Annotated in this window: 12 protein-coding genes and 1 pseudogene; 10 read left to right on the top strand and 3 right to left on the bottom strand. The window is 64.0% G+C overall.

Annotation, left to right across the window (positions count from 1 at the left end; all coding sequences use genetic code 11):
- Positions 1 to 12: 12 nt before the first annotated feature.
- Positions 13 to 849 carry a hypothetical protein gene (locus AC0L2V_RS15875; protein WP_473508978.1) on the bottom strand — a complete coding sequence of 279 codons (837 nt, stop codon included), beginning with the start codon at positions 847 to 849 and terminating at the stop codon, positions 13 to 15.
- Positions 850 to 1440: 591 nt separating this feature from the next.
- A pseudogene (locus AC0L2V_RS15870) lies at positions 1441 to 1719 on the bottom strand (polysaccharide biosynthesis/export family protein); the annotation flags it as partial.
- 654 nt (positions 1720 to 2373) lie between these two features.
- Here AC0L2V_RS15870 and AC0L2V_RS15865 point away from each other — a divergent pair.
- The 6 genes from AC0L2V_RS15865 (at position 2374) to apnL (ending at position 9566) form a co-directional block, all read left to right on the top strand.
- Positions 2374 to 3315: a D-ribose ABC transporter substrate-binding protein gene (locus AC0L2V_RS15865; RefSeq protein ID WP_031255363.1), complete on the top strand. Its 942-nt coding sequence runs from the start codon at positions 2374 to 2376 to the stop codon at positions 3313 to 3315.
- A 93-nt stretch (positions 3316 to 3408) separates the two neighbouring features.
- Positions 3409 to 4083 (top strand): DUF2291 family protein, encoded by a 675-nt coding sequence (locus AC0L2V_RS15860; RefSeq protein ID WP_473520572.1) that lies wholly within the window; start codon positions 3409 to 3411, stop codon positions 4081 to 4083.
- The gene (locus tag AC0L2V_RS15855; RefSeq protein WP_473508882.1) at positions 4080 to 5636 is read left to right on the top strand and encodes a sugar ABC transporter ATP-binding protein; all 1557 of its coding nucleotides are present in this window, start codon (positions 4080 to 4082) and stop codon (positions 5634 to 5636) included. Before AC0L2V_RS15860 ends, AC0L2V_RS15855 begins: the two co-directional genes overlap by 4 nt.
- Positions 5629 to 6693 (top strand): ABC transporter permease, encoded by a 1065-nt coding sequence (locus AC0L2V_RS15850; protein WP_473508884.1) that lies wholly within the window; start codon positions 5629 to 5631, stop codon positions 6691 to 6693. The genes AC0L2V_RS15855 and AC0L2V_RS15850 overlap by 8 nt, the downstream gene beginning before the upstream one ends.
- A 3-nt stretch (positions 6694 to 6696) precedes the next feature.
- Positions 6697 to 7731, top strand: coding sequence for a Gfo/Idh/MocA family protein (locus AC0L2V_RS15845; RefSeq protein WP_473508886.1), 1035 nt, complete (start codon positions 6697 to 6699; stop codon positions 7729 to 7731).
- Positions 7728 to 9566, top strand: coding sequence for a D-apionate lactonase (gene apnL, locus AC0L2V_RS15840; protein ID WP_473520571.1), 1839 nt, complete (start codon positions 7728 to 7730; stop codon positions 9564 to 9566). The genes AC0L2V_RS15845 and apnL overlap by 4 nt, the downstream gene beginning before the upstream one ends.
- Positions 9567 to 9584: 18 nt before the next feature.
- Here apnL and AC0L2V_RS15835 read toward each other — a convergent pair whose 3' ends face one another.
- Positions 9585 to 10295 carry a transcriptional regulator NanR gene (locus AC0L2V_RS15835; RefSeq protein WP_473520570.1) on the bottom strand — a complete coding sequence of 237 codons (711 nt, stop codon included), beginning with the start codon at positions 10293 to 10295 and terminating at the stop codon, positions 9585 to 9587.
- A gap of 141 nt (positions 10296 to 10436) precedes the next feature.
- Between AC0L2V_RS15835 and oiaX the strand changes: the two genes are divergently transcribed.
- From oiaX to AC0L2V_RS15815, 4 genes are all read left to right on the top strand, one after another.
- Positions 10437 to 11687 (top strand): 3-oxo-isoapionate-4-phosphate decarboxylase OiaX, encoded by a 1251-nt coding sequence (oiaX, locus tag AC0L2V_RS15830; protein WP_473520569.1) that lies wholly within the window; start codon positions 10437 to 10439, stop codon positions 11685 to 11687.
- Positions 11688 to 11691: 4 nt separating this feature from the next.
- A complete protein-coding gene (locus AC0L2V_RS15825) occupies positions 11692 to 13026 on the top strand; it encodes a four-carbon acid sugar kinase family protein (protein WP_473520568.1) in 1335 nt (444 codons plus the stop codon).
- Positions 13027 to 13194: 168 nt separating this feature from the next.
- Complete coding sequence (locus tag AC0L2V_RS15820; protein ID WP_473520567.1) at positions 13195 to 14079, top strand: helix-turn-helix domain-containing protein; 885 nt, start codon at positions 13195 to 13197, stop codon at positions 14077 to 14079.
- A gap of 137 nt (positions 14080 to 14216) precedes the next feature.
- Positions 14217 to 14870 carry a 2Fe-2S iron-sulfur cluster-binding protein gene (locus tag AC0L2V_RS15815; RefSeq protein WP_473520566.1) on the top strand — a complete coding sequence of 218 codons (654 nt, stop codon included), beginning with the start codon at positions 14217 to 14219 and terminating at the stop codon, positions 14868 to 14870.
- Positions 14871 to 14873: the final 3 nt, after the last annotated feature.

Raw genomic sequence — 14873 nt, 5'->3', positions numbered from 1 at the left:
GATCACCCCTCGCTAGGGAGCGCCGAGCTTCGGCGGTCGCGTCGGGAGCAACGCGTCGGGAAGCGCGATGGTCGCCACCAGAACAGGTCGCGATGGTTTTTTGGCCTTCACTTTGTGGTTTTCCCGCAACCCCGATTTACGGGCTGGTCGCGAGCGCACGGACACATCTGCACGCGAAGCTGCGACGGCACGCGCTTTCGGAACGCGGTTGATACGCTCGCTGCGACGCTCATCCCGGGCCTTTTCAACGTCACTCGCCTTTCGAGCGGCGCTGAGCTCGCGGGCCAGGCCGACGGCCTTGTTGCGCTCTTGCTCCAACGCCACGCTCAGCTCCATCGAGACGCGGCTCGCTTCCTGCCTTGCCGCGTCGCGTTCCCGGCGGGCGCTGTCGCGATCACGAGCAGCTGAATCTGCCCGTTCGCGCTCCAGTTCGAGTGCGTCGCCAGCTCGCTTCAAAGCCGCCTCGGCCACCTGTCGTTCCCTGATGGCGTCGGTCCGCGCAGCCGCAGCCAGATCCGCGCTTGTCTTAAGCGCGTCGATGGTCTGGCGCGCCGCGGCGAGTTCGCGTCCGAAGCGCTCAGCCTTGTGCCGCTCCTCATCCAGCGCTCGCTGCGCCTCTGCCGCAGAGGCCGCCAGGGAGTGACGCGCTTCAAGCATGGCGGCCTTCTCGTGATCGGCGAGAGTGGCTTTGGCCTTCAAGCCTTTCACTTGGCTTTGCGCCACTTCCAGATCGAGCGCGAGCTCTCCGGCTTTTCGCCGCTGCTGTTTTAGCGCCCGTGCTTGTTCAGCCATCATGTCGGCTACCGCACGCGCCTGCGCACTGGCATCGCGGGCGCCGCGCTGCATCACGGCCAGTTCGGCTCGCGCCGCCGCCAAATCGCGGCCGTCATGGTCAGCGCGAGCCGGGTCACCGCGAGCCGGCTGCACGCTCTTCCTGAGCGCGTCGACTTCCCTTAGCGCCGCAAAGAGCTTTTGTTCCAGCGTACCGCGGCCAGTCCGCATCGCATCGAGTTCCCGCACCAAGGCGTCAGCCCGTTGACGCGCCGTCGCAAGGTCCTGATTGTGTCGCGCGGCATCGTTGCGAGCAGTCCGGCGAGCCGCAAGTGCTTCCGCGCGCGCTGCCGCAATTTCCATGCGAGCTGCGGCTAGCTCATTCAGCAATGCCCCTTGCAGAGTTTGCTGCTGCTCCGCAGCAGGCTGCCGAGATGTGTGGGGGCCGCGCACGCCCGGCTGCGCCTCGGCCTGGCCGTTCTCGACACTGGCGCGTTCCGAAGCCACGGCCGAAGAGCCGTCGCTGGCTGCGTTCGCCGGCGGTTCGGGCGCTTCTTGTTTGACCTCCACCGAAGCTGTGAGGTCCGAGGGCGAACTTTGTATCAGTTTGACGGTTATGTCAGCCCGTTCCTGACGGCCGCTCCTGGCTTGCAAGCGATCGGAAATCAGCTTTGCCAATTCCTCCTCACGCAGACCTGCCGCGGCAATGCTCCCGATCAATGGAAGGTCAAGCGTGCCAGTCGAGTCGATGGTGAAACTATGGTTGAGCTGCAGCGCCTCCAGAACGCCATCACGCAAGGCAGTCCATTGCCAAACGTGCAGTTCGATCGTGTCTCGCGGAGCAAGTCTGTCGTCAGCCTGCGGCCGACCGTGTGCCGCAGATCCCAGCAGCAGGATGATACACAACGAAATGAGGCACAGCACGGCGCTGCAGCTCCTGCCGCACATGCCACGCAATGAAGCCGAATGCCGTCGGTCAGCAAAGCTTGGCGCGGGGCTGCAGGATGGCGGCCTGAAACTCTGCACAAAAGTCATAGCTGAACCTCACCGGCAACGCGACCCTTGCCGCGAACGGATTTTTTAGAAAAACCGCGCGCAGGCTGGGGCCGCGGAGAAATTCCACAACCAGTAGGCGATACTAGCAAAGCCTGCGCGTAGCGCTGAGCACCGAATAAGGCTTAGGAATGTCTCCTCCTTACTTACTTATTGCGCGCTCGCCCGCGTATCGTACCGCTTAAGGTGGTGGTTCTCTGACCTGGCCAGCTGCAGGCGCATCGTAGGGAACGAAGTATCGCTCTTGGTGGGATGACTCTCCGGTGGCGCTTGCTGCTCATCAGATACATATCATCTGAATTTGTGGTTGACTCATTATACCAGTTGGCTTAGCTGTTGGATTGGCTTTGGCCAGCCGGGGCCGGGCTGAAAATTGGGCAGGCGGCAGGTGGAGGGGCAAGCTGAAGACGGGACCGAGCCGGATGATCCGCCCCGGGTGAGCCGGCAAATGACCCGATCCGCGACACCGGACGCGATCCGCCTGACAAACTGGAATGCATTTCAGCCGGGGCCGCGGAAGCACAGGCTTTTTCAAATGGGAGGAAATTCATGAAACTCACTCGCAGAATGACATTTGCGGCTTTTGCCGGCATGCTGGCGCTGGGCACCGCGGCACCCGCCTATGCGGCGGATCTCATTGCCATCATCACGCCCTCGCACGACAACCCATTCTTCAAGGCCGAAGCCGTCGGCGCGGAAGCCAAGGCCAAGGAACTCGGCTATGAAACGCTGGTTCTGGTCCATGACGACGACGCCAACAAGCAGTCCGAGCTGATCGACACGGCGATCGGCCGCGGCGCCAAGGCGATCATCCTCGACAATGCCGGCGCCGACGCCTCGGTCGCCGCCGTGCAGAAGGCCAAGGACGCGGGCGTTCCGTCGTTCCTGATCGATCGCGAGATCAACGCCACCGGCGTCGCCGTCGCGCAGATCGTCTCCAACAACTACCAGGGCGCCCAGCTTGGCGCGCAGGAGTTCGTCAAGCTGATGGGCGAGAAAGGCAATTACGTCGAGCTGGTCGGCAAGGAATCCGACACCAATGCCGGCATCCGCTCCAAGGGCTATCACGACGTCATCGACGACTATCCGGACCTGAAGATGGTGGCGCAGCAATCGGCCAACTGGAGCCAGACCGAGGCCTATGCCAAGATGGAATCGATCCTCCAGGCCAACCCGGACATCAAGGGCGTGATCTCCGGCAACGATACGATGGCGATGGGCGCCCATGCCGCCCTTGCCGCCGCCGGCCGCAAGGACGTCATCGTCGTCGGCTTCGACGGATCGAATGACGTGCGCGACTCGATCGCCTCTGGCGGCATCAAGGCCACGGTCCTGCAACCGGCCTATGCGCAGGCGCAGATGGCGGTCGAGCAGGCCAACGACTTCATCAAGAACAAGAAGTCTCCGGCCGAGGAAAAGCAGCTGATGGACTGCGTCCTGATCAATGGCGACAATGCCGCCAAGCTGGAAACCTTCGCGCTGACCAACTGAGCCGGTGTGACATCAATCGCAAGGGACGAGCTTCCGGCTCGTCCCTTGCTTCCATTTCCCGGGTGCCCTGACCGCCATGCCGAACAAGCCGACATGTTGAAAAAGCTGACTTGGCCGACCGTTGCCTGGTCGACCCTCGCTTGGGGGACCGTTGCCGTGATATTTGGCATCAGCCTGACTGCCTGCAAGATCCTGCCGACACCGTCCGCGGAAAATGGCGGCAATGCACCGGCCTTCAATGCGGACAAGATGGTCGGCGATATCTGGGCTGCCAAAATGCTGCCGTATCTCCAGCAGAAGGCCGGATCGTTTCCCGAGGTTCACGCCCTGGCGAAAGCCGATCCTGCGGCTGCCGGCGCCAAGTATGGCAATCCGAAGAAGCAGGCGAATTCGCCGTGGACCTTCGCGGTTCGCCTCGAAGGCAAGATTATTGCGGCGAACACACAATCACGCGCGGCAACCATGGATGTCGATGCCGACGGTGACGGCAAGGCGGATGCACGGGTGCAGATCGGACCCGCGATGCGTGGCACCGCGCTGCGCGACAGCCTCGACTTCATCCAGTTCAACGATTTCACCAATCAGATCGACTTCGCCCAGTTCGGCAAGGCGTTCAACATCCATGCCGACAAGACGGTGCTCTCCAAGCTGCCGCGCGAAGCGCTGGAGGGCCGCGGCGCCAGGGTCGTCGGCGCTTATGTCATGAGCAGCGGCCAGGACCTGCCGCTGGTGACCCCGGCGGAGGCAGAGGTGGGGCCGAAGCCATGACTGCCGCCGGCGATCGTGATGTCATCCTGAAGCTGGAAGACGTCTCCAAGGTCTATTCGGGGACAGTCGCGGTCAAGCGCGCGAATTTCGAAGTGCGCAAGGGCGCGGTCAACGTGCTGGTCGGCGAAAACGGCGCCGGCAAATCGACGCTGATGAAGATCATCGCCGGCGTCGAACAGCCGACGCTCGGCCGCATTCTCCTGGAGGGCGAAGAGGTTTCCTTCTCCTCATCCGGCGACGCGGTGAACCGCGGCATCGGCATGGTGTTCCAGGAGTTGAACCTGTTCGGCAACCTGACGGTGGCCGAGAATATTTTCGCCACCCGCGAGATCACCAACCGGTTCCGCAAGATCGACAGCCGGGAACAGGAGCGCCGCGCGGCGGAATTTCTCGAGCGCCTGCAGGCCGGCATCCGGCCGGACATGCTGGTCGAGGATTTGCGCATCGGCCAGCAGCAACTGGTCGAGATCGCCAAGGCGGTTTCGCTCGATGCGCGCATCCTGATCATGGACGAACCGACCTCGGCGCTGAGTGCGGCGGAAGTCGAGATCCTGTTCAAGGTGATCGCCGACCTCAAGGCGCGCGGCGTGGCGATCGTCTACATCTCGCACCGGCTCGAGGAGCTGATCCGCATCGGCGACTACATCACCGTGCTGCGCGACGGCCGCATCACCGGCCAGGAGAGGATGAAAAACGTCGACACGCAATGGATCGTGCGGCAGATGATCGGCTCCGACGCCAAGGACTTCGCCAAGCCCGACGGCCATGTTCCGGGCGAAGAGATCTTCCGCGCCGAGGATATCTGCCTGCCGCGCGTGACCGGCGGGCTTGCGGTCGATCATGTCTCGCTGTCGCTGCGTGCCGGCGAGATCCTCGGCATATACGGCCTGATGGGCGCCGGACGCAGCGAGCTGTTCGACTGCATCATGGGGCGCCACGGCCATGCCACCGGGGCGATCTTCATTGCCGGCAAGAAGGTCAGGGAACGCGACACCACGCGGCGCATCCGGCGCGGGCTGGCGCTGATCCCCGAGGACCGCCAGCGCGAAGGGCTGGTGTCGATCCTCTCGGTCGCCAGCAATCTGACGCTGGCCAGCCTGTCGCGGTTTGTCCGCGTGTTCCATATCGGCGGCGCCAAGGAGAACCAGGCGGTGACGCAGATGGTGCGGGAACTGGCGATCAAGGTCGCCGATCCGGCACAGGAGGTCTCGTCGCTGTCGGGCGGCAACCAGCAGAAGGTGGTGATCGGCAAGGCGCTGCTCACCGGACCGAAGGTGCTGCTGATGGATGAGCCAAGCCGCGGCATAGACGTCGGCGCCAAGGCCGACGTCTTTCGCACCATGCGCAAACTGTCCCGCGACGGGCTGGGCATCCTGTTCGCCACCTCCGATCTCGACGAGGTGATGGCGCTGTCCGACCGCATCGCGGTGATGAGCAATGGAAAACTGACCGGCATGTTCGATCGCGCCGAGGCGACGGAGGCTTCACTTGTCGCCGCATCGGCGCTTGGCCACGGGCCGGTCCCGCACATGGAGAGCCACGCCCATGACTGACATCCCGGCCAAGGCTTCGGTTGCCTCCGCCTCGAGCGGCTCCGTGCTGCTGACGCTGATGAAGGCGAGGACGTTCATTGCGCTGATCGCCGTCCTGATCTTCTTCTCGATCGCGGCGCCGAATTTCCTTTCGGCCGCCAACCTGATCCTGATGTCGAAGCACGTCGCGCTGAACGCCTTCCTCGCCATGGGCATGACCTTCGTCATCATCACCGGCGGCATCGACCTCTCGGTCGGCTCGATTGTCGGCCTGTGCGGCATGGTCGCCGGCTATCTCGTGCTCAACGGCATCGACCTGCAGGTCGGCTACACGATCTATTTCAACGTCTTCGAGATCGCACTGATCACGCTGGCGGTCGGTATATTGATCGGCGCCGTCAACGGATTGCTGATCACCAGGCTGAATGTCGCGCCGTTCATCGCCACGCTCGGCGTGCTCTATGTCGCACGCGGCCTGGCGCTGCTGTCGTCGGATGGTCGCACCTTTCCGAACCTCGTCGGCAAGCCCGATCTGGGCACGACCGGGTTCGGCTTCCTCGGCGCCGGCCGGCTGCTCGGCCTGCCGGTCTCGATATGGATTCTTGTCCTCGTAGCAGTTGGGGCGGCCTATCTCGCCAAATACACCCCGCTCGGCCGCCACATCTTCGCCGTCGGCGGCAACGAACGGGCGGCGCGGATTTCGGGCGTCAGGGTCAATATGGTGAAGATGTTCGTCTACATGTTCTCCGGCTTCTGCGCGGCGGTCGTCGGGCTGATCATCTCGTCCGAACTGATGGCCTCGCATCCGGCGACCGGCGAAAGCTTCGAGCTCAACGCCATCGCCGCGGCTGTGCTCGGCGGCACCTCGATGTCGGGTGGCCGCGGCACGATCGGCGGCACAATCGTCGGCGCCTTCGTCATCGGCATCCTTTCCGACGGGCTGGTGATGATGGGGGTGAGCTCGTTCTGGCAGATGGTGATCAAGGGCCTGGTCATCATCGTCGCCGTCGTCGTCGACCAGGCGCAGCGCCGGCTGCAGAGCCGGGTGACGCTGATGCAGATGGCAAAGGCGGGCTGACCCGTGGCGGAACTGCGAGGAGCGCTGATCGGCTGCGGCTTCTTTGCCGTCAACCAGATGCATGCCTGGCGCGACATCGACAGCGCCTCGATCGTCGCCATCTGCGACCGCGACCCGGAACGGCTCAAGGTGCTCGGCGACCAGTTCGGCATTGAGCGACGCTACACAGACGCGGCGGCACTGTTTGCCGGCGAAAGCCTGGATTTCGTCGATATCGCCACCACCGCGCCGAGCCATCGTTCGCTTGTCGAGATGGCGGCACAAAACCGCGTTCCGGCGATCTGCCAAAAACCGTTTGCGCCGACGCTTGCCGACGCCAAGGCCATGGTGAAGGCATGCAGCGATGCCGGCGTGGCGTTGATGGTGCATGAGAATTTTCGCTGGCAGTCGCCGATCCAGGCGGTGCGCGCGGTGCTCGACAGCGGCGACATCGGCACGCCCTTCTTCGGCCGGATCTCGTTCCGCTCGGCCTATGACGTGTTTTCCGGGCAGCCCTATCTGGCGACGGGAAAGCGCTTCATCATCGAAGACCTCGGCATCCACAGTCTCGACATAGCCCGCTTCCTGCTGGGCGACGTTTCGACGATCACGACGCGAACCGCTCGCATCAACCCCAACATTGCCGGCGAGGACGTCGCTACCATGCTGATGGACCACAAGAGCGGTGCAACGTCCGTGGTCGACTGCAGCTATGCGACCAAGCTCGCGACCGAGCCGTTTCCGCAGACGCTGGTCGAGATCGACGGCAGCGACGGCACGATCCGGCTCGAGCAGGATTACCGGCTCACCGTCACCGGCAGGAACGGAACGGCGGTGAGCGACGTCTCGCCGCCGCTGCTGCCCTGGGCATCGCGGCCGTGGCACAACATCCAGGAAAGCGTCGTCGCCATCCAAAAGCACTGGGTCGCCTGCCTGGCGAATGGGACCGAGCCGGCAACCTCGGGCGCCGACAATCTTAGGACCTTGGCGCTGGTCGAGGCCGCCTATGCCGGTGCTGCAAGCGGTGAACCGGTGCAGCTCGACGCTTTGCTGAGATGACCGCGGATGCCTTCCTCCTCTATGGCACACACGCGGTCGAGACCGAGCCAGTCAGCTTGCGCGCCGGCGCGCTCAGCGCCGACTTCGTCAACGGCAATCTGCGCACCATCCGCCATGGCGGCATCGAGGTGCTGCGCGCCATCGCCTACATCGTCAGGGATCGCGACTGGGGCACCTACGAGCCGGCGCTGACGGATTTGGTCATCGACCAGGGCGCCGACACTTTCACTGTCAGCTATTCGGCAAGCTGTGTCGGGCCGGGAGGAAGCCGGCTCGACTTTCGCGCGACGATCAAAGGTTCCGCCGACGGCCAGCTGGTTTTCGACGTGAGCGCGCTTCCCGAAAACGCTTTCGAGACCAATCGCTGCGGCTTCTGCATCCTGCACCCGATCGCCGGCCTGGCTGGCAGCCCGGTCACTGTCGAGCACACCGACGGCAGCGTCGTCGCAACGAAACTTCCTGAGCTGATCGACCCTTGGCAGCCTTTCAAGGATCTGCGGGCGATCACGCATGAGGTCCGGCCCGGCGTCACCGCGGAATGCCGGATGGAAGGCGATGCGTTCGAGATGGAGGACCAGCGCAATTGGTCGGACGCGTCCTACAAGACCTATGTCCGGCCGCTGGCGCTGCCTTGGCCCTACATGCTGCCCGCTGGCCAGACTGTGCGCCAGACGATCAGGCTGCGTGTGACCGGCGTCGGCAGGGTGCCGGCTGCCGCAGCAACCGCCGAGCCGGTCCGAGTCGAACTCGGCGAAACCGGACCGCTGCTGCCGGATATCGGCGTGATCATCTATCCGGACGAGGTCGAGACGGCGCTGGCAAACCTGCCGACACTGTCCGCGCTCGGCCCGCAGCAGCTGATGTTCCATTACGATCCAACGCGGGGCCATGGCCTCGACGCCTTGCGGTCCTTTGCCCGGCTCGCCGCAGCCTTCCCGGTCGAGACCACGCTCGAATGCGTCGTTTCCTGCGTTGGCGATCTCGATGCCGAGCTCCCAGGCGTCGCCGGCATGGTGCGTCAGGCCGGGCTGAAACTCTCGGCTATTGCCGTCTCGCCTTCGGTCGACCGGCAGTCGACGCCGCCGGGCAGCGCATGGCCTGAATGTCCGCCGCTTGAAGATGTCTATGCCGCGGCGCGCCGCGCCTTTCCCGACATCCGCCTCGGCGGCGGCATGTTCAGCTATTTCACCGAACTCAACCGCAAGCGCGTTCCCGCCGATCTGCTCGATTTCGTCAGCCACTGCACCTGCCCGATCGTGCACGCCGCCGACGATCTCAGCGTCATGCAGTCGCTGGAGGCGCTGCCGTTCATCACCCGATCGGCGCGAGCGATCTTCGGGGCAAAACCCTACCGGATCGGCCCGTCGACCATCGCCATGCGGCAGAACCCCTATGGCGGCGCGACCAAGGCCAACCCGCACAATCAGCGCATCGCCATGGCCGACCGGGATCCCCGCCATGCCGGGCTGTTCGCGGCAGCATGGACGATCGGCTATGGCGCGCGGGTCGCGCCGGCCGGGCTGGAGATGCTCACGCTGTCCAGCTTCAGCGGACCGTTCGGCGTGCTGGCGGCATCCGGGGAACCTGTCGGCGAAGGTGAACCCCGGCCGATCTTCCAGGCCGTGCAGGGGCTTTGCGAACTGGCCGGCTTCAGACAAGTGGCGGCGAGGACGAGCGATGAGACGCGGGTGCTCACGCTGGCCGGCCGTTCTGCCGCGGGCCAGACCGTCATGTGGCTGGCGAACCTGACGGCGAGCGAAGTGACGGTTGATATTACCGGGTTCGAGCGACGCCGCCTGGTGATGACGCCTTACGCGATCACCCGGATCGGGTGAATCAGCTGCCGGAATTCATCATCCGGAATTCATCACATAGAGCGCGCGCGAGCGCTCGAGGTGCTTGATCATCGCCTTCTCGGCGCCGTCCGCGTCCTTCTGCTCGATGCGCCTGATGATTTCTTCGTGCTCGAGCAGCGTGAAATTTTCCTTGCCGGTCCAGATCAGCATTTCGGTGTGATATTCCTTCAACCAGCCAAGCATTGCTTCGCTGACCGCGACATAGATCGGGTTGCCGGATATCGCCGCGATCTGGGTATGAAACTTCATGTCGGCGGATATGAAGGCTTCGGAATCGCCGCGAAAGCTGCGCTGTTCGGCAATTGTTGCCCGCAACCGCTGCACGTCCTCGGCGGTGGCCTTTTCGGCGGCTTCCCGGACCATGCCGCGCTCGAAGAAGATGCGCGCATTCTTGAGGTGCTCCAGCGTGTCCTTCGATGACGCCAGGATGATCTTGGCGGCGCCGTCGACCTGCTTGATGATCGACTTGGCGGTCAGTTGCAGCACTTTCGCCCGCTCGCCATGCGAGATCGCGACAAGGCCCATATTGCTCAACGCCTGCATCGCCTCGCGGATCGCCGGTCTGCCGACCGCAAAGCGCTCCATCAGCTCGCGCTCCGAAGGCATGTCATCGCCCGGCTGCAATTCGCCGCTGGTGATCAAGCGCTTCAGTCGCAAAAACACTTCGTCGGACAGTTTGCGCCGGACGATCGGCTCCGAACGGTTCATCGTCGCGAATCACTCCCTTGGCCGGTTCTGTTTAGCATTGCCAACACGATTCCCGGAATGCTCGGCCGAGCAGGATATCGCTTGCAATACTTATGTACTCATTATACCAGATTCCGAGGATCAGGGAACTTTTTTCGGACTATGATCACCCTCACCTATCGGATCGAAACCACTGGCAGCATCGAGGCGCTGGCGGCAAAGATCGCCAGCGACCAATCGACCGGAACCTTCGTCGCGCTGGCCGGCGAGACCGAAGAGCTCAAGGCGCGGGTGGCGGCGCGGGTTCTGGCGATCAGGCATCTGCCGGACGCCGATCGCCCGTCCCTTCCCGAAGCCGGCGACGGGCCCTTCAAGCGCGCGGATGTCGACATCGCATTTCCGATCGATGCCATCGGTACCGATCTTTCGGCATTGATGACCATCGCCATTGGCGGCGCCTTTTCGATCAAGGGCCTGTCCGGCATCCGCGTCGTCGATATGAAGCTGCCTGAGGAATACCGGGGCGCGCATCCGGGGCCGCAATTCGGCGTCGCCGGCAGCCGCCGGCTGACCGGCGTCAGGGATCGCCCGATCATTGGAACGATCGTCAAGCCGGCGCTGGGCCTGCGGCCGCAAGAGACAGCGGAAATGGTCGGTGAACTGATCGCTGCCGGCGTCGATTTCATCAAGGACGACGAGAAGCTGATGAGCCCGGCCTATTCGCCGCTGTCGGAACGGGTGAAGGCGATCATGCCGCTCGTTCTCGACCATGAGCAGAAGACCGGCAAGAAGGTGATGTATGCCTTTGGCATCTCGCACGCCGACCCGGACGAGATGATGCGCAACCACGATCTGGTGGTAGAGGCCGGCGGCAATTGCGCCGTGGTCAACATCAATTCCGTCGGCTTCGGCGGCATGGCTTACCTGAGAAAGCGCTCCAGCCTGGTGCTCCATGCCCACCGCAACGGCTGGGATATCCTCACCCGCCACCCCGGTCTGGGCATGGACTTCAAGGTCTGGCAGCAGTTCTGGCGGCTGCTCGGCGTCGACCAGTTCCAGATCAACGGCATCGCCTCGAAATACTGGGAGCCGGACTGGTCCTTCATCAGTTCCTTCGAGGCGGTGACCACGCCGATCTTTTCGCCGGAGGATTGCGCGCTGCCGGTCGCCGGCTCCGGCCAATGGGGTGGACAAGCCCCCGAAACCTACCGGCGAACCGGCCGAACGGTCGATCTTCTCTATCTCTGCGGCGGCGGCATCGTCAGCCATCCTGACGGACCGGGCGCCGGCGTACGCGCCGTGCAGCAAGCCTGGCAGGCGGCCGTCGATGGCATACCGTTGGCGGACTTCGCCCTGAGCCACCCGGAACTGGCGCGGTCGATCGAGAAATTCGGCGACGGCAAAGCGGCCTGACGCCATGCAAAGCCTGCTTCTGAGCTATTATGGCGATGATCTCACCGGCTCGACCGACGTCATGGAGGCGCTCGAGCTCGGCGGCGTGCCGACCGTGCTGTTCATGCGTCAGCCGGACGAGGCCATGCTTTCGCAGTTCGGGCATTGCCGTGCCATCGGCCTGGCCGGCACCAGCCGAAGCGAGACGCCGCAGTGGATGGACATGCACCTCAACCGCGCCTTTGCCTGGCTGAACACCCTGAACGCCGAGATCTGCCACTACAAGGTCTGCTCGACCTTCGATTCCAGCCCGGCGATCGGCAGCATCGGCCGGGCTATCGAGATCGGCCGCTCGGTTTTTAGCCAGGACAGCGTGCCGCTGGTGGTCGGCGCGCCGCAGCTCAAGCGCTACACCGCCTTCGGCCATCTGTTTGCTGCTTACCGCGACAAATATTTCCGTATCGACCGCCACCCGGTGATGAGCCGACACCCGACCACGCCAATGGATGAATCCGACCTGCTGATCCATCTGTCGCGCCAGACGGACCTCACCTCGGGGCTGGTCGACTTGGCGACGCTGCAGTCAGCGTCCCGATCGGAAGCGCTCGATCGCTTGCTCGGCGATGGCACCAGCATCGTGCTGTTGGATGTCGACAGCCTGGAAAGTCAGGCGTTTGCCGGCAAGGAGATATGGCGCGTTCGCCGGCCGGGCGGCACGTTCGTCGTCGGCTCTTCGGGCATCGAATATGCGCTGCTGGCCGAATGGGCCGCCAACCGGACCGTCCGTGCCGAGCCCAGCTTTTCGCCGCCGGGTACGGCCGACCGGATCGCAGTGGTCTCGGGCAGCTGCTCGCCGACGACGGAACGACAGATCCGGCATGCTTTGACGGACGGTTTCGACGGGGTCGAGGTGGACCCTGTCGAACTGGTTTCCGAGGCCTCCAGCGATGCGATTGCGCGCGCGGCAGCAAGCGGGCGTGCCAGCCTCGAAGCCGGTCGCAGCGTCGTCCTCTACACCGCCCTCGGCCCCACAGCCGATCGGGGCGCCGAGATCGATCGGCAGGAAGGCGCCCGCCACAAGCTTGGCCGCGGCCTCGGCGAACTTCTTCGCGAGCTGACGATCGAACAAAAATTGCAGCGCGTGGTCATTGCCGGCGGCGATACGTCGAGCCATGCGCTCGGCCAGATGGGCGTCGATGCGCTGACGGTCAGGATGCCGCTGCCCGCCTCGCCGGGCTCGCCGCTTTGCGTCGCCCACTCGCGCGTCAAGGCGATCGACGGACTGGAGATTGCGCTCAAGGGCGGGCAAGTCGGTACCGATCGCTATTTCTGCGCCATCCGCGATGGGCTCGGCGGGTGACAGCAGGCGCGCTGGATTTGCCTGATCTCACGACTTCTTGAACACGGCGCGGTTACCAACACACGATAGCTGCCCCACATAAGGCGCCGTACGCGCAGCGGCGGGGCGGCGTAAACGCTCAAGCGGGGCTGGATCACGGCTCCGCGAATGAACCAGCGGGATGCCGCGATGTCATTCAGACCATTGCTTGGTGACGGACGGGTTCGGAGCCAGGAGGAGAAGTCGGAGCCCCTGCAAACCGCGTCATGGGCCAGCTCTTCGATCGTTTTCGACAACCGGCGGTGGGCGTGCCGCGAGGCGGAACTGCGCTGGACAGCCCCTCATCATCTGATCGTGCTGACCGAAGAAGGCGGAACTTCCCATACATCTATCCGGCACGAGGCAAAATCGCTGTACGACGGAATGGACCGTCCCGGAGCCCTCACCTTCGTCCCCGCAGGCGCTGAGCGGCACGGCTTCTATCGCGATGTAGACCTCTCCTACTCAGCCCTGTGGATCGATCCCGATATCAGGCTTCCCGGCTGCGAACGCCTGAGAGAGCTGCCGATCCTGGTGAACAGGAAAGACGTGGTGATCGCCACGCTGCTGAGTTCGCTTCGCGACGAGATGGCACTCGGCCACCAGCCGGACACTGCCTATATCGAGCATCTGGTCGCCCTGGTCAGCCTCCGCGTGGCCACCCTGAACCGGGAGCAACACCCGTCAGTGCGTCACGGCTGTCTCAGCCGTCGCGCGCTTGGGCGCGTTCGGGCTTACATCGATGCCCATATGTATGCCGACGTTTCGCTAAGCGAGTTGGCTGCCGTCGCTGATATGGCCGTCGACAGTTTTGCGCGCCGATTCAAGGCGACAACCGGGCTTGCACCCTATGCCTATGTGATCGAGGAACGCGTGCGGCGAGCCGAGATACTGCTGAGCGAAACGGGTTTGTCGATCGGCAGCATTGCCTTTCGGCTCGGCTTTTCAAGCCAGAGCCACTTCACCACGACATTCCGGCGTCTCAGGGGCATGACGCCTCGGGCCTATCGGGTGAATTCTTCTCCGGAATCCTGATATATCCGCCGGTTTCTTGAAAGAAAGCCGCCGCGCGCCTCCCCACCTCCAAGGTCGATGAGTGACAGACCCCGACGGTACGCCATCGGGTCAAGTCGCCGTCTTCCGTTCTTGTCATTGCGACTGGGAGATCATGCATGGCCGAAACTGACAACAGAAACGGGCCGACGCGCCGAGCGGTGCTGGAGGGCGGCGTGGCGACCGGCGTGCTCCTGGCTACCGGTATACCGGTATACGCGGAGCCGGCCGGCGCCGTTGCGGCGGCCGCATCGCCGGCGCCGACGATGCCAATGTCCCTGCGGATCAACGCGAAGGATTTTGCCGTCGAACTCGATCCGCGGACGACGCTGCTCGACGCGCTGCGCAACCATCTTGGCCTCACCGGCTCGAAGAAAGGCTGCGACCACGGCCAGTGCGGCGCTTGCACGGTGCTGGTCGATGGGCGCCGGATCAATTCCTGCCTGACGCTTGCGGCAATGCATGAAGGCGACGAGATCACCACGGTCGAGGGTCTTGCCGAGGGCGACCGGCTGCATCCGGTGCAGGCCGCATTCGTTGCCCGCGACGGCTTCCAGTGCGGCTACTGCACGCCGGGCCAGATCTGCTCGGCGGTCGGTATGCTGGGCGAGGCCAGGGCCGGCTGGCCGAGCCATGCGAGCGCCGACGTGGCAGCGGTTCCCGTCGCTCTCACCGATGCCGAGATCCGCGAGCGGATGAGCGGCAACATCTGCCGTTGTGCCGCTTATCCGAATATCGTCGCTGCAATCCGCGACGCGGCAGAGGGGGCGTGAGCA

This window comes from Mesorhizobium sp. WSM4814 (assembly GCF_055811595.1).
Note: the sequence above shows the minus strand (reverse complement) of the source record. Positions and strands in the feature narration are given on the sequence as shown.